The 23184-nt window shown below is 72.6% G+C and carries 22 protein-coding genes; 18 read left to right on the top strand and 4 right to left on the bottom strand.

The window, feature by feature from the left end:
• Window positions 1–23 precede the first annotated feature (23 nt).
• Both QSJ60_RS13145 and QSJ60_RS13140 read right to left on the bottom strand, forming a co-directional pair.
• Window positions 24–710 carry a response regulator gene (locus tag QSJ60_RS13145; protein WP_189086038.1) on the bottom strand — a complete coding sequence of 229 codons (687 nt, stop codon included), beginning with the start codon at window positions 708–710 and terminating at the stop codon, window positions 24–26.
• Window positions 707–2308: an ATP-binding protein gene (locus tag QSJ60_RS13140; RefSeq protein WP_285463881.1), complete on the bottom strand. Its 1602-nt coding sequence runs from the start codon at window positions 2306–2308 to the stop codon at window positions 707–709. Before QSJ60_RS13140 ends, QSJ60_RS13145 begins: the two co-directional genes overlap by 4 nt.
• Window positions 2309–2491: 183 nt before the next feature.
• Here QSJ60_RS13140 and QSJ60_RS13135 point away from each other — a divergent pair, with 183 nt between their 5' ends.
• From QSJ60_RS13135 to QSJ60_RS13085, 11 genes are all read left to right on the top strand, one after another.
• Window positions 2492–3550, top strand: a complete 1059-nt coding sequence (locus QSJ60_RS13135; RefSeq protein WP_189086036.1) for a Bug family tripartite tricarboxylate transporter substrate binding protein — start codon at window positions 2492–2494, stop codon at window positions 3548–3550.
• Window positions 3547–4101, top strand: coding sequence for a tripartite tricarboxylate transporter TctB family protein (locus tag QSJ60_RS13130; protein WP_285463880.1), 555 nt, complete (start codon window positions 3547–3549; stop codon window positions 4099–4101). The genes QSJ60_RS13135 and QSJ60_RS13130 overlap by 4 nt, the downstream gene beginning before the upstream one ends.
• Window positions 4094–5653: a tripartite tricarboxylate transporter permease gene (locus tag QSJ60_RS13125; RefSeq protein ID WP_285463879.1), complete on the top strand. Its 1560-nt coding sequence runs from the start codon at window positions 4094–4096 to the stop codon at window positions 5651–5653. The genes QSJ60_RS13130 and QSJ60_RS13125 overlap by 8 nt, the downstream gene beginning before the upstream one ends.
• 212 nt (window positions 5654–5865) lie before the next feature.
• Window positions 5866–6174 (top strand): helix-turn-helix domain-containing protein, encoded by a 309-nt coding sequence (locus tag QSJ60_RS13120; RefSeq protein WP_189086033.1) that lies wholly within the window; start codon window positions 5866–5868, stop codon window positions 6172–6174.
• A 92-nt stretch (window positions 6175–6266) separates the two neighbouring features.
• Window positions 6267–6497, top strand: a complete 231-nt coding sequence (locus tag QSJ60_RS13115) for a DUF3046 domain-containing protein (protein WP_189086032.1) — start codon at window positions 6267–6269, stop codon at window positions 6495–6497.
• Window positions 6498–6761: 264 nt separating this feature from the next.
• Window positions 6762–7826: a recombinase RecA gene (recA, locus tag QSJ60_RS13110; RefSeq protein ID WP_230766598.1), complete on the top strand. Its 1065-nt coding sequence runs from the start codon at window positions 6762–6764 to the stop codon at window positions 7824–7826.
• Between the two features lie 5 nt (window positions 7827–7831).
• The gene (locus QSJ60_RS13105) at window positions 7832–8728 is read left to right on the top strand and encodes a regulatory protein RecX (RefSeq protein WP_285463878.1); all 897 of its coding nucleotides are present in this window, start codon (window positions 7832–7834) and stop codon (window positions 8726–8728) included.
• A gap of 12 nt (window positions 8729–8740) precedes the next feature.
• Window positions 8741–10342 carry a tRNA (N6-isopentenyl adenosine(37)-C2)-methylthiotransferase MiaB gene (miaB, locus tag QSJ60_RS13100; protein WP_189086029.1) on the top strand — a complete coding sequence of 534 codons (1602 nt, stop codon included), beginning with the start codon at window positions 8741–8743 and terminating at the stop codon, window positions 10340–10342.
• Window positions 10343–11263 (top strand): tRNA (adenosine(37)-N6)-dimethylallyltransferase MiaA, encoded by a 921-nt coding sequence (gene miaA / locus QSJ60_RS13095; RefSeq protein WP_285463877.1) that lies wholly within the window; start codon window positions 10343–10345, stop codon window positions 11261–11263. It begins immediately after the preceding gene.
• Between the two features lie 5 nt (window positions 11264–11268).
• Complete coding sequence (gene dapF, locus QSJ60_RS13090; protein ID WP_285463876.1) at window positions 11269–12150, top strand: diaminopimelate epimerase; 882 nt, start codon at window positions 11269–11271, stop codon at window positions 12148–12150.
• A complete protein-coding gene (locus QSJ60_RS13085) occupies window positions 12147–13406 on the top strand; it encodes an MFS transporter (protein WP_285463875.1) in 1260 nt (419 codons plus the stop codon). The genes dapF and QSJ60_RS13085 overlap by 4 nt, the downstream gene beginning before the upstream one ends.
• 36 nt (window positions 13407–13442) lie before the next feature.
• On the opposite strand, the gene QSJ60_RS13080 is transcribed toward QSJ60_RS13085, so the two are convergent.
• Complete coding sequence (locus QSJ60_RS13080; RefSeq protein ID WP_285463874.1) at window positions 13443–14057, bottom strand: class I SAM-dependent methyltransferase; 615 nt, start codon at window positions 14055–14057, stop codon at window positions 13443–13445.
• A 42-nt stretch (window positions 14058–14099) separates the two neighbouring features.
• On the opposite strand from QSJ60_RS13080, the gene hflX reads away from it, so the two are divergent.
• The 3 genes from hflX (at window position 14100) to metE (ending at window position 19266) form a co-directional block, all read left to right on the top strand.
• Window positions 14100–15626 carry a GTPase HflX gene (hflX, locus tag QSJ60_RS13075; RefSeq protein ID WP_189086024.1) on the top strand — a complete coding sequence of 509 codons (1527 nt, stop codon included), beginning with the start codon at window positions 14100–14102 and terminating at the stop codon, window positions 15624–15626.
• A 247-nt stretch (window positions 15627–15873) separates the two neighbouring features.
• Window positions 15874–16827, top strand: coding sequence for a methylenetetrahydrofolate reductase (locus QSJ60_RS13070; protein WP_230766616.1), 954 nt, complete (start codon window positions 15874–15876; stop codon window positions 16825–16827).
• A 108-nt stretch (window positions 16828–16935) separates the two neighbouring features.
• The gene (gene metE / locus QSJ60_RS13065; protein ID WP_285463873.1) at window positions 16936–19266 is read left to right on the top strand and encodes a 5-methyltetrahydropteroyltriglutamate--homocysteine S-methyltransferase; all 2331 of its coding nucleotides are present in this window, start codon (window positions 16936–16938) and stop codon (window positions 19264–19266) included.
• Between the two features lie 83 nt (window positions 19267–19349).
• Here metE and lexA read toward each other — a convergent pair whose 3' ends face one another.
• Window positions 19350–20039, bottom strand: a complete 690-nt coding sequence (gene lexA, locus QSJ60_RS13060) for a transcriptional repressor LexA (RefSeq protein ID WP_229781765.1) — start codon at window positions 20037–20039, stop codon at window positions 19350–19352.
• A 255-nt stretch (window positions 20040–20294) separates the two neighbouring features.
• Here lexA and QSJ60_RS13055 point away from each other — a divergent pair, with 255 nt between their 5' ends.
• From QSJ60_RS13055 to hisH, 4 genes are all read left to right on the top strand, one after another.
• Window positions 20295–20663 (top strand): LysM peptidoglycan-binding domain-containing protein, encoded by a 369-nt coding sequence (locus QSJ60_RS13055; RefSeq protein ID WP_285463872.1) that lies wholly within the window; start codon window positions 20295–20297, stop codon window positions 20661–20663.
• Between the two features lie 73 nt (window positions 20664–20736).
• Window positions 20737–21837 carry a histidinol-phosphate transaminase gene (locus QSJ60_RS13050; RefSeq protein WP_285463871.1) on the top strand — a complete coding sequence of 367 codons (1101 nt, stop codon included), beginning with the start codon at window positions 20737–20739 and terminating at the stop codon, window positions 21835–21837.
• A 2-nt stretch (window positions 21838–21839) separates the two neighbouring features.
• Window positions 21840–22448, top strand: coding sequence for an imidazoleglycerol-phosphate dehydratase HisB (hisB, locus tag QSJ60_RS13045; RefSeq protein ID WP_189086190.1), 609 nt, complete (start codon window positions 21840–21842; stop codon window positions 22446–22448).
• Window positions 22445–23083, top strand: coding sequence for an imidazole glycerol phosphate synthase subunit HisH (gene hisH / locus QSJ60_RS13040; RefSeq protein ID WP_189086020.1), 639 nt, complete (start codon window positions 22445–22447; stop codon window positions 23081–23083). The genes hisB and hisH overlap by 4 nt, the downstream gene beginning before the upstream one ends.
• Window positions 23084–23184 lie beyond the last annotated feature (101 nt).

Here is a 23184-nt window from a genome sequence, read left to right as displayed (position 1 = left end):
GCCGGCGCGGTCCGCGCGGAGCGCTAGCGGGACTCGCGTCGCCGGTAGCGGTGCTCCGGTCGGCCCGCCGCGCCGTACCGCGGGGCGACTTCGGCCGCGCCGGTGGCGACGAGGTGCTCGAGGTAGCGTCTGGCGCTCACCCGGCTCATGCCGAGGGACTGCGCGATCTCGGCGGCCGAGGCATCCGGCACCGCGTTCGCGAGCTCGGCGGTGACCCGGCCGAGACTCACCCCCGACAGGCCCTTCGGCACCGACAGGGCGCCGCTCGGTGCTGCGGCCGTGCCGAGGAGCCGGTCCACCTCCTGCTGGTCGAGCGCATCCGGGCGACGCTCCCGGCGGAGTTCGCGTCGCACCTCGTCGAGCCGCTCGCCGAGGGTCGCGCCGGTGAAGGGCTTCACGAGGTACTGCCGCACGCCGAGCAGTCGCGCTCGGCGCACGGTGTCGAGGTCGCGCGCCGCGGTGACGGCGATGACCTCGACCTCGTCGCCCGAGGCGCGCAGCCGGCGGAGCACTTCGAGGCCGCCCAGGTCGGGCAGGTACACGTCGAGGAGGACGAGCTCCGGGCGGTGCTGCTCGATGGCCGCGAGCGCGGCGGCACCGGTGTGAGCCTCCGCGACGACGACGAAGCCCGGCCTGGCGTCGACGAACGCCCGGTTGACCTGCGCGACGGCGAAGTCGTCGTCCACGATGACGACGCGGACATCGCTCATGCGTCCGCCTCCGCCCGGTCTCGCGCCGAGGGGAGCCGCACGGTGAAGCGGGCGCCGCCGGCGGGGGAGCCGCCGGCCTCGGCGGTGCCCCCGAGCCGCTGGGCGATGCGCTGGACGATGGTGAGGCCGATCCCGCGCCGGGCCTTGCCGGGAGCGGGCGGCTTGTCGCTGACGTCGGGCTGGAAGATCGCGGCGCGCCGCTCGGCCGGGACGCCGGGGCCGTCGTCGTCGACCTGCACCACCACGACGTCGGGCTCGAGGTCGTCGCGCACGAGCAGGCGCACCCCGCCGCCGAGCACGCAGGCCTCGACGGCGTTGTCGAGGAGGTTCGCCACGACCGTGCGGATGTCGTCGGCCGCCGGATGCCCGCTCCCGAGATGCGAGGCGGCGTCGACCTCGAGCCCGATGCCGAGTTCGTGCGCGCGGGACCGCTTGGCGAGCACGAGCGCCGCGGTCTCGGCGTCGGCGATGCCGCCGTGGTCGTGCAGGGAGCTGAGCGCGCCACCGGCGCCGACCCGCTCGATGAAGGCGGTGGCCGCCTCCAGCTGGCCGAGCTCGATGAGCCCGCCGAGCACGTGCAGCGTGTTCGAGAACTCGTGCGACTGGGCGCGCAGGTCATCTGCGAGGCTCTGCGCGCCCTGCAGTTCGCGCAGCATGGTCTCCAGCTCGGTGCGATCGCGGAGGATCGCGATCCACCCCACCTCTCGGCCGTCGACGCGGATGCGGTCGGCGTGCACGAGCAGCACGCGTTCCCCGGAGAGCACGGGGGTCTCCGCCGGCTCGTCGGCCACGATGAATCGCGCGAGCTCGCCGTCCAGCACCTCGTCGACCGTGCGACCGAGCACGGCGTCGGCCTCGACGCCGAGCAGGCGGGCGGCCGCGTCGTTCACGAGCACGATGCGCCGGTCGCCGTCGAGGGCGACGAGGCCCTCGCGGATGCCGTGCAGCATGGCCTCGCGGGTCTCCAGCAGCGCGCGGATCTCGTCGGGCTCGAGGCCGTAGATGCGGCGCCGGATGAGCCCGCCGATCCAGGCCGAGCCGAGCACGCCGACGAGGGTCGCCCCGACGAGTGCCGCGAAGAGGGCCCACAGTCCGCCGAGGAAGTCCTCGCGGAGCTCGGACTCGAGGATGCCGACCGAGACCTGGCCGATCACGGTCGAGCCGTCCGCCCCGAAGATGGGCACCTTGACCCGCCAGGACTCGCCGAGCGTGCCGGTCTGCGTGCCGACGTAGATCCGGCCGGAGAGCGGCACGGACGGGTCGGTCGAGACCCGCTCGCCGATCCGCTCGGGATCCGGGTGGGAGTAGCGGATGCCGTCCTCGTTCGCGACGACCACGTGGGTGACGTCGGAGGCCTCCCGGACGACCTCGGCGATGGGCTGGATCGTGCGCGAGGGCGCCCGGTCGTCGAAGGCCTCGATGATCACGGGCAGCGAGGCGACGGACTGGGCCACGGCGACCATGCGGTCCTCGTACGACTCGCGGAGCTGCTGCTCCTGCAGGAGGGCGGCGACGAGCCCGGTGCCGACGACGGTGGCGAGCACGATCGTCACCTGCAGCAGCAGGAGCTGCATGCGCAGCGACATCGACCGGCCCACTGGAACAGTGTGCCGCACGCGGCGGCGGCTCCAGGCATCCGGAGCCGTGAACACTACGACCGAAACGACCGCAACGACCCTTACGACGCTTACGACCGCAGCATTCCGCCTGGCGGAAGCGAAGCTCTACCTTCGTGCAGTACCGATCGACCGGCCAGGGTGGCCGGCGCTCAAGGAGGAGTCTTGCGATCAGCATCCGGACCGCGGTCCGCGGCCCTTTCCCGACCCACGGCACGGCGCTTCGGCGTCGCCACGCTCGCGCTCGCGACCGGACTCGGCCTCGCGGCGTGCTCCGGCACGGGCGCGCAGCCCACCGGCGGAGGTGACACCGAGGCGGTGTCGCTCGACGCCGTCCAGCTCATCGCCCCGGCCGACCCGGGCGGCGGCTGGGACCAGACCGCCCGCGCGCTCGGCGAGGTGCTTACCAGCGAGGACCTCGTCGGCAAGGCACCCGTCGAGAACATCGGCGGCGCCGGCGGCACCGTCGGCCTCGCCGCCCTCGCCAACGAGAAGGACCCGGCCACGCTCATGGTGACCGGCCTCGTCATGGTCGGCGCGGTCGAGACGAACGCCTCGCAGTCGCGCATCGAGGACGTCACCCCGATCGCCCGACTCACCGAGGAGCCGCTCGTCGTGGTCGTGCCCTCCTCGTCGCCCTACGAGTCCGTGGGCGACCTCGTCGACGCGATCGTCAAGGATGGGGCCGCGATCTCGGTCACCGGCGGCTCGGCCGGCGGTGCCGACCACATCCTGGCCGGCATGCTCGTCACCGAGGCTGGGGTCGACCCCGCCGACGTGCCGTCGACGCTGAACTACATCCCGAACTCCGGCGGCGGCGAAGCCGTCACGATGCTGCTCGGCGGCACCGTGCAGGCCGGCATCTCCGGTGTCGGCGAGTTCGCCGAGCAGGTCGAGGCGGGCGAGCTCCGTGCGCTCGCGGTCTCCTCGGGCGAGCCGAGCGAGCTGCTCCCCGAGGTGCCGACCCTGAGCGACGAGGGCTACGACATCGAGCTGACCAACTGGCGCGGACTCCTCGCCCCTCCCGGCATCGACGACGCCGACCGCGAGGCGCTGGTCGAGCTCGTGACCGAGCTGCACGCCTCCGACGCGTGGACGAAGACCCTCGCCGACAAGGGCTGGAGCGACGCGTTCCTCGTCGGCGACGAGTTCCAGGAGTTCCTCGACGGCAACATCACCGAGGTCACCGAGACGCTGCAGACGATCGGCCTGGTCGCGAAGTGACCACCGAGACTCCGGACCTCGCCGGCGCCCCCCGCCCGGCGGGGGCCGGACCCCGGCGGCCGATCGGCGAACTCGCGTTCGCCGTCGTCTGCGCACTCCTCGGCGTCGGCGTCATCGTCGGCGCCGGGGCCATCCGCGTTCCCCCCGGCTCCGCGAGCGTGCTCGGCCCCCGGGTGTTCCCCTACTTCGTCGGCGCGCTGCTGCTCGTCGCCGCGATCGCCGTCATCGTCGCGATCGCGACCGGGCACCGCGGCCAGCCCGACGAGGGCGAGGACGTCGACCCCGACGCGAAGACCGACTGGCGGGCCGTCGTGCTGCTCGTCGCCGTGTTCTGCTCGCAGCTCGTGCTCATCGAGTTCGTCGGCTGGCCGATCGCGATCGCGGTGGTGTTCGCCGGCGCGGCGCTCACCCTCGGCGCGAAGCGCTGGTGGGTCGCGGTGCTCGTCGGCCTCGGCCTCGGCCTCGCCACGCAACTGCTCTTCGGGACCTGGCTGGGCCTCTCGCTCCCCGCCGGCCCCCTGCTCGACTGGATCCCGATCTTCAATGGATAGTCTCGCCGCCCTCCTCGAGGGCTTCACCACGGCACTGCAGCCCCAGTACTTGCTCTACGCGCTGTTCGGCGTGTTCGTCGGCACCGCGGTCGGCGTGCTGCCCGGCATCGGTCCGGCGATGACCGTCGCGCTGCTGCTGCCGCTCACCTACTCGCTCGACCCGACGGGCGCCCTCATCCTCTTCGCCGGCATCTACTACGGCGGCATGTACGGCGGATCGACCACCTCGATCCTGCTGAACACCCCGGGGGAGTCGGCCTCGATCGTCACCGCCCTCGAGGGCAATCGGATGGCGAAGGCCGGCCGCGGGGCCGCCGCGCTCGCGACCGCGGCCATCGGCTCCTTCGTCGCGGGCACGATCGCCACCGTGCTGCTCACCTTCCTCGCTCCGGGCATCGCGAAGCTCGCGGTGCAGCTCGGGCCGGCGGACTACTTCGCCCTGATGGTCGTGGCGTTCCTCACCGTCGGCGCACTGCTCGGCTCGAGCGTGCCGCGCGGGCTCGTCTCGCTGGGCCTCGGCCTCATGCTCGGGCTCGTCGGCACCGAGGTGCTCTCGGGCCAGCAGCGCTACACCTTCGGAGTGCCGAGCCTCGCCGACGGCATCGACGTCGTCCTCATCGCGGTCGGCCTCTTCGCGCTCGGCGAGACCCTGTACGTCGCGTCCCGACTGCGTCACGGTGCGGTGCAGATCATCCCGGTCACCCGAGGATGGCGCAGCTGGATGACCCGCAGCGACTGGCGCCGCTCGTGGAAGCCGTGGCTGCGCGGCACCGCGATCGGCTTCCCGATCGGCACGATCCCCGCCGGCGGCGCCGACGTGGCGACCTTCCTCTCCTATGCCAGCGAGCGCAAACTCGCCAAGGGGCGGGCGCGCGAGCAGTTCGGCCGCGGTGCGATCGAGGGCGTCGCGGGGCCGGAAGCGGCGAACAACGCCGCCGCGGCCGGCGTGCTCGTGCCGCTGCTGACGCTCGGCCTGCCGACCACGGCCACCGCGGCGATCATCATCTCCGCATTCCAGTCGTACGGCATCCGCCCGGGCCCGCTGCTCTTCGAGAACCAGTCCGGACTCGTGTGGGCGCTCATCGCGAGCCTCTACATCGGCAACGTGCTGCTCCTCGTGCTGAACCTGCCGCTCGTCGGCATGTGGGTGAAGGTGCTGCGCATCCCGCGCCCGTACCTCTACGCCGGCATCCTCGCCTTCGCCGGCCTGGGGGCCTACGCGCTGCACTTCAACGTGTTCGACACGCTCACGCTGCTCGTCGTCGGGATCGCGGGCTTCCTGATGCGCCGCTACGGCTACCCGGTCGCGCCAATGGTCGTCGGCGGCATCCTTGGGCCGATGGCCGAGGAGCAGCTCCGCAAGTCGATGGCGATCAGCCAGGGCGATCTGCTCTACCTGGTGCACAGCCCCTTCGCGATCATCGCCTACTCGACCATGGCCGTGATCGTGCTCACCGGCATCTGGCTGAAGCGCCGGCGTGCGAAGCTCGAGGCCGCGCCCAAGCTCGTGCCGACCTCGGCGATCCAGGCGATCGACGAGCCGACGAAGTAGCGGCAGACACTGGCGCGGGGCTCCGTGGCGATCACCCGGGATCGCCGCGGAGCCCCGCGGAATACCCGCCGACTCCGAGCCGTTACATGTGACGAGTTCACACGGGAAATCCAGTGTGCAAGGCTAGAGTCTGACTCACGGGAGACGTCGGTTAGACTGACCCTCCCGTTCCGGTCCAACCGGACCGAGAGGCAGAAGAGAAGGAGGTTCCGATGGTTCTGGTTCGTCAGGAGATCGGCGATGTGCTGAGGGACTTCCGGCTGCAGAAGGGGCGCACCCTTCGTCAGGTCGCGTCCAAGGCGTCCGTCGCTCTCGGCTACCTCAGTGAGGTCGAGCGCGGGCAGAAGGAGGCGTCGAGCGAGATCCTCGCGTCCGTCGCCGAAGCGCTCGACACTCCCATCTCGGTGATCATGCACGAGGTCGGCGATCGCATCGCCGTGCTCGAGGGTCTCACCGCGGTGCCCGACAGCCTGCCCGACGAGCTCGTCGCCGAGTTCGACGCAGACATGATGGTGCGCTGAACCTCCCGTTCAGTGCTCCCCGATTCCCGAACGGCCGGTCCTCGACCGGCCGTTCGGCTGTCCCCGGCCGATCCGGCCGGCAGGAGGTCGACGTGAAGCTCAGCGAGTTCCAGCTCGCTGTCGCCGAGGAATTCGGCGAGGGCTACGGCGCGGTGGTCGTCGCCGACCTGGCACTGGCCTCGTTCGGCGGGCGCACGGCCAAAGAGGCGCTCGCCGATGGCGCTCCCGCCCGCGAGGTCTGGGCGGCGCTCTGCGAGGCGACGGATGTTCCGCTGGCGCGCCGGCACGGGCCGGCGATCCGCGAACCGCGCGCGACGAGCTGATTCCGACCGAAGATCTGTTCGACACGCCGCGTCGAGTTCGAACATGCGTTCGGTGCTGCGGTACTGTCCTCAACAGGTGAGGTGATCTGCGGATCCGTCCACGGTCCATCGCTCCCGGCACTCCGTGTCGGTGGGGGTGACTAGCGTCGGAGGCGTCGGATCCTCCGATCCGAACCAGCCTTGTCGTCAGACGGGTGGGGTCACGGCCCCGCGCGAGGCGCGACAGCCTAGAGGCAGCCGACCGACTCAGAAGGAGCCCACCTCATGCCCTCTCCCGCAGACCGCGAGAAAGCCCTCGAAACCGCCCTCGCCCAGATCGACCGCCAGTTCGGCAAGGGCTCCGTCATGCGCCTCGGCAGCGAAGAGCGCGCCCCCGTCGAGGTCATCCCGACCGGTTCCATCGCCCTCGACGTCGCGCTCGGCGTCGGCGGCCTGCCTCGAGGCCGCATCATCGAGATCTACGGCCCCGAGTCCTCGGGCAAGACCACGCTCACCCTGCACGCGATCGCCAACGTGCAGCGCGCGGGCGGCATCGCCGCCTTCGTCGACGCCGAGCACGCGCTCGACCCCGACTACGCGAAGAAGCTGGGCGTCGACATCGACTCGCTGCTCGTCTCGCAGCCCGACACGGGCGAGCAGGCGCTCGAGATCGCCGACATGCTCGTCCGCTCGGGCTCCATCGACCTCGTCGTCATCGACTCCGTCGCGGCGCTCGTGCCCCGCGCCGAGATCGAGGGCGAGATGGGCGACTCGCACGTCGGCCTGCAGGCCCGCCTCATGTCGCAGGCGCTCCGCAAGCTGACCGGTGGGCTCAACCAGACGAACACCACCATGATCTTCATCAACCAGCTCCGCGAGAAGATCGGCGTGTTCTTCGGCTCGCCCGAGACGACCGCCGGCGGCAAGGCGCTGAAGTTCTACGCCTCGGTGCGCCTCGACATCCGTCGCATCGAGACTCTGAAGGACGGCACCGAGGCGGTCGGCAACCGCACCCGTGTCAAGGTCGTCAAGAACAAGATGGCCCCGCCGTTCAAGCAGGCCGAGTTCGACATCCTCTACGGCGTCGGCATCTCCCGCGAGGGTTCGCTCATCGATTACGGCGTCGACCAGGCCATCGTGAAGAAGTCGGGCGCGTGGTACACCTACGACGGCGACCAGCTGGGCCAGGGCAAGGAGAACGCGCGCAACTTCCTCCTGCAGAACCCCGACATCGCCGCCGACATCGAGCAGAAGATCCTCGTGAAGCTCGGCATCGGCAAGCAGGGGCAGCAGGCCGCCGAGACCGGCGGCAACGTCGAATCCATCGACGCGAAGCGCCGGGGCGCCTGAGTCCCATGGTCCGTCGGCACGAGCCGGGTGGCGGGCGCGAGCGCTCGGGCGAGGTCGGTTCGCCGGCCGAGTCCGAGCGTCTCGCGCCCGTCGCGTATCTGCCCTGGGCGGTCCCCGGCGTCGATGCGAGCCCGCGCCAGGGCGATTCGGGGTCGGCAGGGCGCTCGGCCACGTCGCGCCCGAGCCGCTCGCGCTCGCACGACTCCGAGGCGCGACCGCCGCGCGGCAGCGAGTGGTCGCATCTCATCGCCGTGTCACCAGACCCCGTCGACGGGGCGGCCTCCGATGGGGCCGCTTCCGCTGAGGCCACCTCCGCTGGGGCCGCCGCCGGGCGGCGCACCGTGCGGCCGCCGGCCGAGCGCTCGCGAGCGGGGGGCGCCCGCGGGCGCCGGTCCCCGGCCGAGGAGACCCCCGAGTCCAACGAGCCGGGGCCCGAGCGCGACGAGCGCATCGACCGCATCGTGGTCGGGCGGCTGCGGCGTTCGGCGCTGTCCGTCTCCGAGGTCCGCGCCGTGCTCGTCGAGCACGGGCTCGACGACGTCGAGGTGGAGGACTGGATCGAGCGCTACGAGCGGCTCGGCTACCTCGACGACGCCCGGCTCGCCGAGCAGCTCGTCCACAGTCACGGCGAGCGGCGGGGCCGGGGGAGCGGGGCGATCCTCGCCGAGCTCGGCCGGCGCGGCGTCGACGTGGCCGTCGCTCGCGAGGCCGTCGGAGAGCTCGACCCCGAGGTCGAGCTCTCGAACGCGATCGCGGTCGCGGAGCGTCGGGCCAGGCAGCTCGGCGGGCTCGATCGCGCGGTGGCCGAGCGCCGGCTCTCGGCATTCCTCGCCCGGCGGGGCTACCCGGGCGACGTGGTGCGGGAGGCGGTGGCGACGGCGCTGCCTCGCGAACGCTCGTAGACTGGTGCGATCATGAGCACGCTTCACGAGGTCTCGCCGGGCGAGGCCGTCCCCGCCCAGGCAGAGTCCGCCCCGCGCACCTACGAGGTGCGCACCTTCGGCTGTCAGATGAACGTGCACGACTCCGAGCGGCTGTCCGGCTCCCTCGAGGCCGCCGGCTACGTGCCCGCGAACGGCGCCGAGGCCGACGTGGTCGTCATCAATACCTGCGCGGTCCGCGAGAACGCCGACAACAAGCTCTACGGCAACCTCGGCCACCTCGCCGGGGTGAAGCGCCGGCACGCGGGCATGCAGATCGCCGTCGGCGGCTGCCTCGCGCAGAAGGACAAGAACGTCATCCTCGAGAAGGCGCCGTGGGTCGACGTCGTCTTCGGCACCCACAACATGGGCGCCCTGCCGAGCCTGCTCGAGCGGGCCCGTCACAACGACGAGGCGCAGCTCGAGATCCTCGACGCGCTCGAGGTGTTCCCCTCCACGTTGCCGACCAAGCGGGACTCCACCTACAGCGGCTGGGTCTCGATCTCGGTCGGCTGCAACAACACCTGCACTTTCTGCATCGTGCCGGCCCTCCGCGGCAAGGAGAAGGACCGCCGGCCCGGCGAGATCCTCGCCGAGGTGCAGGCGCTCGTCGACGACGGCGCCATCGAGGTCACGCTGCTCGGGCAGAACGTCAACTCCTACGGCGTCGAGTTCGGCGACCGGCAGGCGTTCGGCAAGCTCCTCCGCGCGGCAGGCCAGATCGACGGCCTCGAGCGCATCCGCTTCACGAGCCCGCACCCCGCCGCCTTCACCGATGACGTCATCGACGCCATGGCCGAGACGCCGAACGTGATGCCGCAGCTGCACATGCCCTTGCAGTCGGGCTCCGACCGCATCCTGAAGGCCATGCGGCGCTCCTATCGCTCCGAGCGCTTCCTCGGCATCCTCGATCGCGTGCGGGCGAAGATCCCGAACGCGGCGATCTCCACCGACATCATCGTCGGCTTCCCCGGCGAGACCGAGGAGGACTTCCAGGAGACGCTGCGCGTCGTCGAGGCGGCCCGCTTCGCCTCCGCCTTCACCTTCCAGTACTCCATCCGCCCGGGCACCCCCGCCGCCACCATGGAGGAGCAGGTTCCGAAGGAGGTCGTGCAGGAGCGCTACGAGCGGCTCATCGCCCTCCAGGAGCGCATCTCCTGGGAGGAGAACCAGCGCCTCATCGGCCGCACCGCCGAGGTACTCGTCGCGACCGGCGAGGGCAAGAAGGACGCCGAGACGCACCGGCTCTCCGGCCGCGCCGAAGACAGTCGGCTGGTGCACTTCGAGGTGCCCGAAGGATCGGAGATCCCGCGCCCGGGCGACGTCGTCACCGTCGTCATCTCGCAGGCGGCGCCGTTCCACCTCATCGCCGACTCGCCCGACGGTGCTCCGCTCGCCGTCCGCCGCACCCGCGCCGGCGACGCCTGGGACCGCGCCCAGGCCGAGAGCTGCGGTGTGCCGGGCGACGGCGGCGCCGCGGGCGCTCCCGGTCCCGTCTCGCTCGGGCTGCCCTCCGTGCGCGTGGCGCGGGAGCCGCTCGTCTCGCCGGGCGTCGGCACCATGCCGATCTACGACCCCACCGACGGTCAGCGCTAGGTGACCCTCGTCGCGGTCGTCGGCGCCACCGGCACCGGCAAGTCGGACTTCGCGCTCGATCTCGCCGAGTCGGTCACCCGCACCGGCCGGCACGCCGAGATCGTGAACGCCGACGCCATGCAGCTGTACCGCGGCATGGACATCGGCACGGCGAAGCTCCCCGTCGCGGCGCGCCGGGGCATCCCGCACCACCTCCTCGACGTCCTCGACGTGACCGCCGAGGCGTCCGTCGCCGCGTACCAGCGCGACGCGCGCGCCGCCGTCGACCGCATCACGGGCGGCGGGGGCGTCGCCGTGCTCGTCGGCGGCTCCGGGCTGTACGTCTCGAGCGTCATCCACGACTTCCGCTTCCCCGGCACCGACCCGGCGGTGCGTGCGCGGCTCGAGGCCGAGCTCGCCGAGGGCGGGCCGGGGCTCCTGCATGCGCGGCTGCGCGAGATCGACGCCGAGACCGCCGCGGGGGTCGACGCCCAGAACGGCCGGCGCATCGTGCGAGCGCTCGAGGTCATCGAAGTGACCGGGGAGCCGAAGGCGGCACGCCTTCCCGAGGAGCCGGTGCCGTGGCGCCCGCACCGCATCGTGCACCTCCGTAGCGATCGGGCCGCGCTCGTCGCCCGGCTCGACGCCCGGGTCGAGCAGATGTGGCGCGACGGGCTCGTCGACGAGGTGGCTGGACTCGTCCCTCAGGGCCTGGAGCGCGGAGTCACCGCACGCAAGGCGATCGGCTACGCGCAGGCGCTCGCCGAGCTGCAGGGCCGGATGCCGCGGGCCGAGGCGATCGCCGAGACCCAGCAGCTCACCCGGGTGTATGCCAGGCGGCAGGTGGGCTGGTTCAAGCGGCACCGCGAAGCGGTCGTGCTCGACCCCCTCGACGACGCCGCCCGCGCCGCGGAGCTCGACCGTCTCGCCGCCCTAGACTGAAGCGCATGTCGTTCGATCTCAGGTTCACCAAGGGGCAGGGCACCGGCAACGATTTCGTGCTCTTCGCGGATCCCGAGGGCGACCTCGAACTGACCCCCGAGCAGATCCGCGCGGTCTGCGACCGCCGCTTCGGCGTCGGCGCCGACGGCGTCATCCGCGCGGTCCGGAGCAGCAATCTCGACGCCGGGGCCGACGCCCTCGCCGAGGACGCCGCGGCCGTCTGGTTCATGGACTACTGGAACGCCGACGGCTCCGTCTCCGAGATGTGCGGCAACGGCATCCGCGTCTACGCCGCGTACCTGCTCGACCAGGGCCTCGCCGAGCTGTCCGACGGCGGCGAGCTCATCATCGGCACGCGCGCCGGCGTGCGGCACGTGCGTCGGGCGGGCGGCGGCTACCAGGCCGACCTCGGCGTCTGGCGGCTCGCCGGCGGCGAGCCGCTCGTGCGCGCGAAGAACCTGCCCGTCGCCCGGCCCGGTCTCGGCATCGACGTCGGCAACCCGCACGTCGTCGTCGCCCTCGCCGACGAGGCCGAGCTCGAGGGCCTCGACCTCGGCTACCTGCCGGTGCTCGACCCCGAGCCCGAGGCCGGCGCGAACGTGGAGTTCGTCGTGCCGGCCGACCCGCTCGTCGAGGACGGCGTCGGCCGCATCCGCATGCGGGTGCACGAGCGCGGCTCGGGCGAGACCCTGTCGTGCGGCACGGGCGCGGTCGCCTCGGCGCTCGCCGTGCGGCACTGGGCCGGCGCGGGCGCGCCCGACGCCTGGCGCGTCCAGGTGCCCGGCGGGGTGCTCGGCGTCCGCATGGTGAGCGCCCCCGACGGCGAGCACGTCTCGCTCTCCGGCCCGGCCGAGCTCGTCTACGACGGCGTGCTCGCGCTCGCATGAGCGGCGCCGATCGCCGCGAGTCCGCCCGCTCCGCCTTCCCCTGGCTGCTGCTCGTCGGCATCTCGCTCGTCGCGCTGAACTTCCGCGGACCGCTCGTCACCATCTCCCCGGTCATCGGGGACATCGAGCAGAGCCTCGGCATCACGCCGACCACCGCGGGGCTGCTGACGAGCCTGCCCGTGCTCTGCTTCGCCCTCGGCACGCCGGTCGCCGCCTGGACGATCCGGCTCACCGGTGCCGAGCGCGCCGTCGCGATCGCGCTCATCGGCACACTGATCGGCACGATCATCCGCTCCGGCGGAACGACCGCCGCCGCCTTCGTCGGCACCATCGTGATCGGCATCGCCATCGCGATCGGCAACGTCGTCGTCCCCGTGGTCATCAGGCGCGATGTGCCGCCCGCGCGGGCGCAGCTCGTCACCGGCGTCTACTCGGCCATGATGAACGTCGGCTCGATGCTCACGATCGCCGCCACCGCCCCGCTCGCCGAGCAGATCGGCTGGCAGTGGGCCACCGCCGTCTGGGGCGTGCTCATCCTCGTCGCGCTCGCGGTGTGGGGCGTGCACCTGCGCCGCACGGTCGCGGAGAGCCGCGAGGCGAGGGCGGCGGAGGCGCTCGCCGTCACCGGGTCGATGCAGGCGGTGACCGGGCCGACCGGGGTGATCCCGGGGGAGCGCTCCGCATGGCGCAACAGCATGACCTGGCTGCTCGCCGCGGCCTTCGCCACGCAGTCGTTCTCGTACTATGGCCTGAGCGCCTGGCTGCCGAGCCTCTACGGCGACGAGCACGGTCTCGACGCGATCGCCGCGGGCAACGTCTCCTCGCTGTTCCAGCTTGCCGCCGTCGTGGGCGCGCTCGGGGTGCCGTTCCTCGGCCGGGCGCGCCCCGTCTGGCTGCAGCCCGCGATCGTCGGCGTGCTGTGGATGAGCCTGCCGCTCGGGCTGCTGCTCGCGCCGGACGCGTACCTGCTCTGGACCGTCACGGGCGGCATCGCGCAGGGCGGCGGCTTCGTCGTCATCATCGCCTCGGTGGTGCGGTTCACCCGCACCGATCGGGAGACGACGCAGATGTCCGCGCTCGTGCAGGCCGGCGGCTACCTGCTCGCCGCGACCGCGCCGCCCGTGCTCGGCGCCCTGCACGAGTCGACCGGCGCCTGGACCGTGCCCCTGCTCGCGGTGCTGCTCGCGACGAGCGGTTTCCTCGTGCTCACGAGCACGGCGGCGATCCGCGCGGCGCGCACGGGCGCGGCGGACTGATCGCGAGGGCCGAGCGCGACGCCCGCCGCGGCCGGCCTACGCGTCGGGCGAGCGCACCTCGATGAGGCGGAAGCCCTTGTCGGTGGCGTGCCGCTCGACCGCCGTGCCGCTCGGCAGCGTTTCGCCGAGCCAGCGCTGCAGCGAGTCGGCGCCGAGGTTCTTCTGCACGACGAGCCAGGCCGAGCGACCGGCCTCGAGGCGGGGCAGCCACGTCGTGAGGAGTTCGTGCAGCTGCGGCTTGCCGATGCGGATCGGCGGGTTGGACCAGATCGCACGGAACGCCACGTCGCCGGGAACATCGGCGGGCAGCACGGCGTTGACATTGTGGAGCCCGAGCCGTGCGGCATTCCGCCGCACGAGGTCGAGCGCCCGCTCGTTGACGTCGACCGCCCAGACCGTCGCATCGGGGGAGCGCAGCGCGAGCGTCAGCGCCATCGGCCCCCAGCCGCAGCCCAGGTCGAGCAGTTGGCCGTCGGCGGGCGGCTCGGGAGCGTGGTCGAGCAGCACGCGGGTGCCGTGGTCGACGTGCCCGGGGCTGAACACCCCGGCGGCGGTGAGCAGCTCGAGTTCACGCCCTGCCAGGCGCACCTGGACGGTGCGCAGCGCGTCCTCCGACGCGGGCTTGGACGAGAAGTAGTGCTCCTGAGACATACAGGGGAACTTATCGCACGAGGGAGAAGTAGGCTGGACACGATGAACGAAGCCCCAGAACAGCACCCCGACGACGCCGTCGAGCGCGTGCTGCGCTCGGCCGACACGCGTGCCGGCATCGCCCGGTTCGGTGCCGAGGCCGCCGCAGCGATCCAGAAGGACGGCGCGGATGCCTCGCCGTGGCAGTCCACCGACGGCGAACAGCTCGACCGTGAGGAACGCGCGGCGCTCCGCCGCGTGAGCGGGCTGTCGACCGAGCTCGAAGACGTCACCGAGGTCGAGTACCGCCAGCTCCGGCTCGAGAACGTCGTGCTCATCGGCGTCTACTCGCAGGGTTCGCTCGACGACGCCGAGACCTCGCTGCGCGAGCTCTCGGCCCTCGCCGAGACCGCCGGCGCCCGGGTCCTCGACGGCGTGCTGCAGCGCCGCCCGCACCCCGACCCCGCCACCTACCTCGGCCGCGGCAAGGTCGAGGAGCTGCGCCACATCGTGGCCTCGCTCGGCGCCGACACCGTGATCGCCGACACCGAGCTCGCACCGAGCCAGCGCCGTGCGCTGGAGGACGCGGTGAAGGTCAAGGTGATCGACCGTACGGCCGTGATCCTCGACATCTTCAGCCAGCACGCGAAGAGCCGCGAGGGCAAGGCCCAGGTCGAACTCGCGCAGCTCGAGTACCTGCTTCCCCGGCTCCGCGGCTGGGGCGAGTCGATGTCGCGACAGGCCGGTGGCCAGGTCGGCGGCGCCGGCGCGGGCATGGGCAGCCGCGGTCCCGGTGAGACGAAGCTCGAGCTCGACCGTCGGCGCATCCACTCCCGCATGGCGAAGCTCCGCAAGCAGATCGTCGGCATGAAGCCGGCCCGCGAGGCCAAACGGGCCAACCGCAAGCGCAACGCGGTGCCGTCGGTCGCGATCGCCGGCTACACGAACGCCGGCAAGTCGAGCCTCTTGAACCGCATCACCGGCGCGGGCGTGCTCGTCGAGAACGCGCTCTTCGCGACCCTCGACGCGACCGTGCGGCGCAACACGACGGCCGACGGCCGGGTGTACACGATCGCCGACACGGTCGGCTTCGTGCGCAACCTGCCGCACCAGCTCGTCGAGGCGTTCCGCTCGACGCTCGAGGAGGTCGGCGACGCCGACCTCATCGTGCACGTCGTCGACGCCGCGCACCCCGACCCCGCCGGGCAGATCGCCACCGTGCGCGACGTCATCGGCGAGGTCGGCGCGCGCGACGTGCCCGAGCTCGTCGTGTTCAACAAGGCCGACCTCGTCACCGCCGAGGACCGCCTGGTGCTCCAGGGGCTCGAGCCCGACGCGGTGTTCGTCTCCGCGCGCACCGGCGAAGGCGTCGAGGCCGTGCTCGAGGCGATCGGGCGGATGCTGCCCGACCCGGCCGTCGAGGTCGAGCTGCTCGTGCCGTACGAGCGGGGCGACATCGTCTCCGCGCTGCACGAGACCTCCCGCGTGCTCGAACTCGAGTACGTCGAGGAGGGCACCCGGGTGCGCGCGCTCGTCTCGCCGGAGCTCGCGGGCCAGCTCGCCGAGTTCCGGGCGCCGGTCGCGGCGTAGGAGCCAGTCGCACCGTCGTTGGACGGCGGGTCATCCGGCGTCCCGCGGCGTCATCCTCGGTCATACTCCTGCGGGACGGGCGCGGTCGGCGTATCGTCGCTCCTGATCGTCGGCGACGGGCCGGATGCCCGCCGCCAGGAGCGACCGCCGAGCCCGGCACCCGCCCGCGAGACCCACCCGCCGCAGTGCGGCGGTGGTCGCGGCAAGCCGTGCCATCGCCCATGCGGCATCCCGTCGAGGAGCCAGCATGACCGGAGCCGCAGGCGACTGTCCCGGCCGCCCGCCGATCTCCTTCGAGCTGTACCCGCCGCGCAGCGATGCCGCGGCGATCGCGCTCGGACGCACGATCGATCGGCTGGCCGAGGTCGACCCCGCCTTCATCTCCGTCACCTTCGGCGCGGGCGGATCCTCGCGCGGGCGATCCCTCACGGTGCTCCGCTACATCCTCGAGCACACCCGGGTCGAGCCGATGGCGCACCTCACCTGCGTCGGCTCCTCCCACGCTGAGGCGAACCGCCTCGTGCGCGAGTTCCTCGATGCCGGCATCACGAGCTTCCTCGCCCTGCGCGGCGACCCGCCCGAGGACGGGGACGCGGATGCCGGACTCGGCGACCTCGGCTCGGCCGCCGAACTCGTGCAGCTCATCCATCGGGTGCAGGAGGAGCGCGAGCCCTTCGGCCAGGTGGGGGTGCCGGGGACCCCCCGCGCCCGGCGGATCCGGGCGAGGCCGCGACCCGAGCGGGTCGCCGTGGCCGCGTTCCCGACCGGGCACCCGCGCTCGCGCGGCCTCGCGCAGGACGTCGACGTGCTCCTCGCCAAGGAGGTCGCCGGGGCGACCCTCGCGATCACCCAGCTGTTCTGGCGCGCCGAGGACTATCTCGGCTTCGTGGAGCGGGCGCGCGCCGCGGGGGTCACGATCCCGATCCTGCCCGGCCTCATGCCCGTCACGACCCCGGCCCGGCTCGCCCGACTCACCCAGCTGACGGGCGTGGAGCCCCCGGCCGAGCTCGCGATCGCGCTCGAGATCGAGCCGGATGCCGAGGCTCGCGCCGAGATCGGCGAGACGCACGCCGCGGCGCTCGCCGCCGCGGTGCTGGCGGGCGGCGCCCCGGGCCTCCATCTCTACACGTACAACCAGCACGAGACGGTGCGATCCGTGCTCGAGCGGATCGGCATCCACTCGGCCACGACGCACGGCTGAGCCCGAACGAGAAGACCCGGTCCGAGGCGCCCCGCCCCGGGCCTCACCGGCGACCCGCGATCCCGCGGTGCCTCGTCGACCCCGCAGCACGACGAAAGGACCCAGCACATGACCGCACCCGCCTTCCCCGCGGGCACGATCCTCGGCTACCCGCGGATCGGCCGGCGCCGCGAGCTCAAGCGCGCCGTGGAGGCCTACTGGGCCGGGCGCATCGACCGCGCCGAGCTCGAGCGGCGGACCGCCGAGCTGCGGTCGGCGACGCGCGCGCGGCTCATCGAGCTCGGGCTCGGCGACGACTCGGCCATCCCCGACTCCTTCGCCGCGTACGACCAGGTGCTCGACACCGCCCTCGCGGTCGGCGCGGTGCCCGAGCGCTTCGCGCACGTCCGTGCCGCCGACGGTTCGGTCGACGTCGACGGCGAGTTCGTGCTCGCCCGCGGCGAGGCGGGGCAGCCGCCGCTCGAGATGACGAAGTGGTTCGATACGAACTACCACTACCTCGTGCCCGAGATCGCGCCGGGAACCGCGTTCGCCGCGCACCCGGAGCGGCTCGTGACGCGCTTCGCGGAGGCGCTGGCGGAGGGGACGATCACGCGTCCGGTGCTCGTCGGCCCGGTGACGCTCCTCGCGCTCGCGAAGCCCGCGACGGAGGCTCCGGCGGGCTTCCGACCGCTCGACGCGCTGGAGCGGCTGCTCCCCGTCTACGCCGAGCTCCTGGCGCGCCTCGCCGAGGCGGGTGCCACGTGGGTGCAGCTCGACGAGCCGGCGCTCGCCAGCGAGAGCCTCGACGACGGCCCGGCCCGCCTCCGCGAGGCGGCGGCGCGGGCGTACGCGGTGCTCGGGGCCGCGGAGCGGCGCCCGGCGCTCTTCGTCGCGACCCCCTACGGCGGCATCGGCGAGGGACTGGCCGTGCTCGCCGCGACGCCCGTCGAGGCGATCGGGCTCGACCTCGTGCGGGGGGAGCTCCCGAGCGGACTCGACGACGCCGCCCGCGCGGGCCTGGCGGGTAAGACGCTCGTCGCGGGCGTCATCGACGGGCGGAACATCTGGCGGGGCGACCTCGCGGCGGCGTTCGACCGCGCGGTCGCGCTCGAGGGGCTGGCCGGCTCGCTCGCGATCGCGAGCTCCACCTCGCTCCAGCACGTGCCGCACGACCTGGCCGACGAGCAGCGGCTCGACCCGCGCCTCGCGAGCTGGCTCGCGTTCGCCGATCAGAAGGTCGCCCAGGTCGCGACGCTCGCGCGCGGGCTCGCGCACGGCCGTCAGGCGATCGAGTCGGAGCTCGCGGATGCCTCGGCCGCCCTCGTCGACCGGGCCGGCGCGCCCGGGGTGCGGGTGCCGGCGGTCCGCGAGCGGCTGGCCGCCCTCTCGGACGCTGACTTCGCCCGCGTCGACTACGACGCCCGCGTCGAGGCCCAGCTCGACCTCGGGCTGCCGGAGCTGCCGACCACGACGATCGGCTCCTTCCCGCAGACCGGCGAGCTCCGGCGCGCTCGCGCCGCGCTCGCGAGCGGCGAGCTCGACGATGCGGGCTACCGCGCGATCATCGAGCAAGAGATCGAGCGGGTCGTGCGCCTCCAGGAGGAACTCGGCCTCGACGTGCTCGTGCACGGCGAGCCGGAGCGCAACGACATGGTGCAGTACTTCGCCGAGCTGCTCGACGGCTTCGCGGTGACCGAGCACGGCTGGGTGCAGTCCTACGGCTCGCGCTGCACGCGCCCGTCGATCCTCTGGGGCGACGTCTCCCGCCCCGCCCCGATGACCGTCGGCTGGTCGGCCTACGCGCAGTCGCTGACCCAACGGCACCTGAAGGGGATGCTGACGGGGCCCGTGACGATCCTGGCCTGGTCGTTCGTGCGTGACGATCAGCCGCTCGGCGACACCGCGCGCCAGGTGGGCCTCGCGCTCCGCGACGAGGTCGCGGACCTGGAGGCCGCCGGCATCCGGATCATCCAGGTCGACGAGCCCGCGCTCCGGGAGCTGCTGCCGCTCCGCCGCGCGGAGCAGCCGGCCTACCTCGAGTGGTCGGTCGGCGCGTTCCGGCTCGCGACGGCCGGGGCCGCACCGGCGACGCAGGTGCACACGCACCTCTGCTACTCCGAGTTCGGCGTCGTCATCGACGCCATCCGGGGGCTCGACGCCGACGTCACGAGCATCGAGGCCGCGCGCAGCCGCATGGAGGTGGTCGAGGACCTCGGCCGCAGCGGCTTCGACCACGGCGTGGGTCCCGGCGTGTACGACATCCACTCGCCCCGGGTGCCCGGTGAGGACGAGGTCCGCGAGCTCCTGGAGCGCGCGGTGGCCGAGGTGCCGGCGTCGCGGCTCTGGGTGAACCCGGACTGCGGGCTGAAGACGCGCGGCTACGACGAGACGGTCGCCTCGCTCACGCACCTCGTCGGAGCCGCCCGCTCGGTGCGGGAGTCGCTCGCCCGCGGCTGAGTGGGCTGGCCGGTCGCGGCGCTGTGCACGCGGAACGGCCCGGGATGCGAGGCATCCCGGGCCGTTCCTGGCGTCTGGGGGCCTCAGACTGCGCGGAGCACCGCGACGACCTTGCCGAGCACCTCGGCGTCGTCGCCCAGGATCGGCTCGAAGGCGCTGTTGCGGGGGAGCAGCCAGGTGTGGCCGTCGCGCTGCCGGAAGACCTTCACCGTGGCCTCCTCGTCGAGCATGGCCGCGACGATCTCGCCGTTCTCCGCGGTGCGCTGCGAACGCACGACAACCCAGTCGCCGTCGCAGATCGCCGCGTCGACCATGGAGTCGCCGACGACCTTCAGCATGAACAGCTCGCCCTTGCCGACGAGCTGGCGGGGAAGCGGGAAGACCTCGTCGATCTGCTGCTCGGCGGTGATCGGGATGCCGGCGGCGATGCGGCCGACGAGCGGCACCATCGCGGCGTCGCCGACCGGGATGGGCTCGCCGTCGCTCGGCTGGCGCTCCTCGGTGCCGGGGAGCTCGATCAGCACCTCGAGCGCGCGGGGCCGGTTCGGGTCGCGCCGGAGGTAGCCGGCCAGCTCCAGCTGGTTCAGCTGGTGGGTGACGCTCGAGAGCGAGGACAGGCCCACGGCGTCGCCGATCTCGCGCATGCTCGGCGGGTAGCCCCGCGTCGCGACCGAGCGCTGGATGACCTCGAGGATCGAGATCTGCTTCGCGCTCAGGCTCTTGCGGCGGCGCGCACGTGCGGCCGGTTTGCTGCCCTCGGTCTCGGTGCTCACGTGCTGACGCCCCTCGTCGGCGGTCTTGCGACCGGAATGTCGGTGGTCCCTGATGGACTCTGTTCTGACATTCGAAACTGTATCCGCGCAACGCGGGTGCGGCAAACATTCCTTCGAGTGTGTCGCGAATCCGATGCGGCGCAATGTTCGAAGAACGGCTTGCAGATTCGAACAATCGAAGATAGATTCGGAACACAGCTTCGCATCCGGCCCTCCCGGCCGAGGGCCGGGTGCGATTCTCCTGGAGGTGTTGAGATGAGCGCAGTCATGGCGAGCGGTGCCGAGTTCACCGCGAACGGTTTCGCAGGTGCCCGCACGCGGCTCCGACTGACTCGACGCGGTCGCGTCGTCTTCACGACCCTCGGCGCGCTCCCGCTCGTCATCTGGGCCGCGTTGAGCGTGCTCGGTGCCGGCGTCGCGGCGGCGGACGACGCCGTCGGCGGCTCGGGCGCGAGCTTCGACTACGTCACGGTCGGCGCCGGCGACACCCTGTGGGAGATCGCCGAGGCGACCGACCCCGGTGCTGATCCGCGGGTGGTCATCGACGACATCATCCGACTCAACGGGCTCGACTCCTCGGTGGTCGAGCCGGGCCAGCGCCTGGCCCTTCCCGCCGCGAACTGAGCGCTCCGGTGCCGCCTCAGCGCGGCGTCACGGCGCGGAGTCACAGGGGGTCGCGCATCACTAGCATGAAGTGGTGACGAGCTTCGAAGATCTGCCCATCCGCGACGACCTCAGGGGGCGCTCGCCCTACGGCGCTCCGCAGAAGGTCGTTCCGGTCGCCCTCAACGTGAACGAGAACACGCATCCGATCCCCGAGGACGTCGCGCACGACATCGTCGCGCGGGTCGCGGCGGCCATCCTCCAGCTGAACCGCTACCCCGACCGCGAGTTCACCGAACTGCGCGAGGCCTTCGCCCGCTATCTCGGGCACGGGCTCACGCCCGAGCAGATCTGGGCGGCGAACGGCTCGAACGAGGTGCTGCAGCACCTGCTGCAGGCGTTCGGGGGGCCGGGGCGCCGGGCGCTCGGCTTCTCGCCCACGTACTCGATGTACTCGCTGCTCGCCTCCGGCACCGGCACCGAGTGGATCGACGCCCCGCGCGACGCCGACTACGAGTTGTGCGCCGAGACGGCCGTCGCGGCGATCGAGCAGCACGATCCCGACATCGTCTTCCTCTGCGCGCCGAACAACCCCACCGGCACTCCGGTGTCGCTCGACACGATCCGCGCGGTCGCCGATGCGGCGCGCGGCATCGTAATCGTCGACGAGGCCTACTTCGAGTTCGCCGACCCCGGCACGCCGAGCGCGCTCGAGCTCCTCGAGGGCCGGCCGCGCCTCGTCGTCTCGCGCACCATGAGCAAGGCCTTCGCCTTCGCGGGCGCGCGAGTGGGCTACCTCGCCGCAGACCCGGCGGTGATCGACGCCCTCCGTCTCGTGCGGCTCCCGTACCACCTCTCCGCCCTCACCCAGGCCGCCGCCCTCGCCGCCCTCGCGCACAGCGACGAGATGCTCGCGATGGTCGACGAAATCCGCGGACAGCGCGAGCGCATCGTGCGCGAGCTCGGCGGGCTCGGCTTCCGCCCGTTCCGGAGCGGATCGAACTTCGTGCTGTTCGGCGGCGTCGACGAGCCGGCGGCGCTCTGGCAGGCGCTGCTCGAGCGGGGCGTGCTGATCCGCGACATCGGCCTGCCCGGCAGCCTCCGGGTGAGCGCGGGCACGGAGGCGGAGACGACCGCGTTCCTCGAGGCGATCGCGCTGTTCGCGCCGAGCGCCGCGAATAGGATCGGAGCATGACCATGGCGAACCAGCACCGCACGGCCCGCGTCCAGCGCGAGACGAGCGAGTCGAGCATCGACCTCTCCATCGATCTCGACGGCACCGGCACGAGCGACATCGAGACGGGGGTCCCGTTCTACGACCACCTGCTCACCGCCTTCGCCAAGCACTCGCTGAGCGATCTCACCGTGCGCGCCAGCGGCGACGTGCACATCGATGTCCACCACACCGTCGAGGACACGGGCATCGTGCTCGGCCAGGCCATCCGCCAGGCGCTCGGCGACAAGCGCGGCATCTCGCGCTACGGCGATGCGCTCGTCCCGCTCGACGAGGCGCTCGCGCAGGCCGTCGTCGACATCTCGGGCCGGCCGTACCTCGTGCACACCGGCGAGCCCGAGGGCTTCGAGTTCCACCTCATCGGCGGGCACTTCACGGGGTCGATGGTGCGTCACGTCTTCGAGGCCATCACCTTCAACGCCGGGCTCACCGTGCACGTCCGCGTGCTCGGCGGACGCGACCCGCACCACATCGCCGAGGCCGAGTTCAAGGCGTTCGCGCGGGCGTTCCGGCAGGCGAAGGCGCTCGACCCGCTCGTCGTCGGCATCCCGTCCACGAAGGGCGCGCTGTGAGCCGCACCCGGCGCGTCGTCGTCCTCGACTACGGCTCCGGCAACGTGCACTCGGCGGCGAAGGCGCTCGAACGGGCGGGGGCGGAGGTCGAGGTCACCGCGGCCCGCGCGGCGGTGATGGAGGCCGACGGGCTCGTCGTGCCCGGGGTCGGCGCCTTCCGCGCGGTGATGGAGCAGCTCCGCGCCGTGCGCGGCGACGAGCTCATCGACCGGCGGCTCGCCGGCGGACGCCCGGTGCTCGGCATCTGCGTGGGGATGCAGGTCATGTTCGAGCGCGGCGTCGAGCGCGGCACCGATACCGAGGGCCTCGGCGAGTGGCCCGGCGAGGTCACGGAGCTGCCGGCCGAGGTGCTGCCGCACATGGGGTGGAACACCGTGACGCCCGATGCCGGCAGCGTGCTCTTCGACGGCATCGAGGACGAGCGCTTCTACTTCGTGCACTCCTTCGCCGCCCAGCGGTGGAGTCTCGACGTCATTCCGCCGTTCCCGCAGCCCTCGCTCACCTGGGCCGAGCACGGCGGTCGCTTCTTGGCGGCGGTCGAGAACGGCCCGCTGTCCGCCACCCAGTTCCACCCGGAGAAGTCGGCGGATGCCGGCATCCGCCTGCTCTCCAACTGGATCGGCAGTCTTTCCTGAGCACCGGGACGCCCCGCCGTCCCGACTCTGATCGTCACGTGTCAACGGCGGCCGTCGGCCCCGACTAGGATGCTGTGACTGTGCCCGAGTGCCGCACAGCG

It is taken from the genome of Agromyces sp. NBRC 114283 (genome assembly GCF_030268405.1).
Classification (GTDB): Bacteria; Actinomycetota; Actinomycetes; order Actinomycetales; family Microbacteriaceae; genus Agromyces; species Agromyces mediolanus.
The sequence above is the reverse complement of the archived record's forward strand: the minus strand, read 5'-3'. Positions and strand labels throughout refer to the sequence as shown.

Coding starts and splice junctions, on each gene's coding strand:
- QSJ60_RS13145 (WP_189086038.1), bottom strand. CDS start 710: ATGAGCGATGTCCGCGTCGTCATCGTGGACGACGACTTCGCCGTCGCG.
- QSJ60_RS13125 (WP_285463879.1), top strand. CDS start 4,094: ATGGATAGTCTCGCCGCCCTCCTCGAGGGCTTCACCACGGCACTGCAG.
- QSJ60_RS13120 (WP_189086033.1), top strand. CDS start 5,866: ATGGTTCTGGTTCGTCAGGAGATCGGCGATGTGCTGAGGGACTTCCGG.
- recA (WP_230766598.1), top strand. CDS start 6,762: ATGCCCTCTCCCGCAGACCGCGAGAAAGCCCTCGAAACCGCCCTCGCC.
- QSJ60_RS13105 (WP_285463878.1), top strand. CDS start 7,832: ATGGTCCGTCGGCACGAGCCGGGTGGCGGGCGCGAGCGCTCGGGCGAG.
- miaB (WP_189086029.1), top strand. CDS start 8,741: ATGAGCACGCTTCACGAGGTCTCGCCGGGCGAGGCCGTCCCCGCCCAG.
- dapF (WP_285463876.1), top strand. CDS start 11,269: ATGTCGTTCGATCTCAGGTTCACCAAGGGGCAGGGCACCGGCAACGAT.
- QSJ60_RS13085 (WP_285463875.1), top strand. CDS start 12,147: ATGAGCGGCGCCGATCGCCGCGAGTCCGCCCGCTCCGCCTTCCCCTGG.
- QSJ60_RS13080 (WP_285463874.1), bottom strand. CDS start 14,057: ATGTCTCAGGAGCACTACTTCTCGTCCAAGCCCGCGTCGGAGGACGCG.
- hflX (WP_189086024.1), top strand. CDS start 14,100: ATGAACGAAGCCCCAGAACAGCACCCCGACGACGCCGTCGAGCGCGTG.
- QSJ60_RS13070 (WP_230766616.1), top strand. CDS start 15,874: ATGACCGGAGCCGCAGGCGACTGTCCCGGCCGCCCGCCGATCTCCTTC.
- metE (WP_285463873.1), top strand. CDS start 16,936: ATGACCGCACCCGCCTTCCCCGCGGGCACGATCCTCGGCTACCCGCGG.
- QSJ60_RS13055 (WP_285463872.1), top strand. CDS start 20,295: ATGAGCGCAGTCATGGCGAGCGGTGCCGAGTTCACCGCGAACGGTTTC.
- hisB (WP_189086190.1), top strand. CDS start 21,840: ATGGCGAACCAGCACCGCACGGCCCGCGTCCAGCGCGAGACGAGCGAG.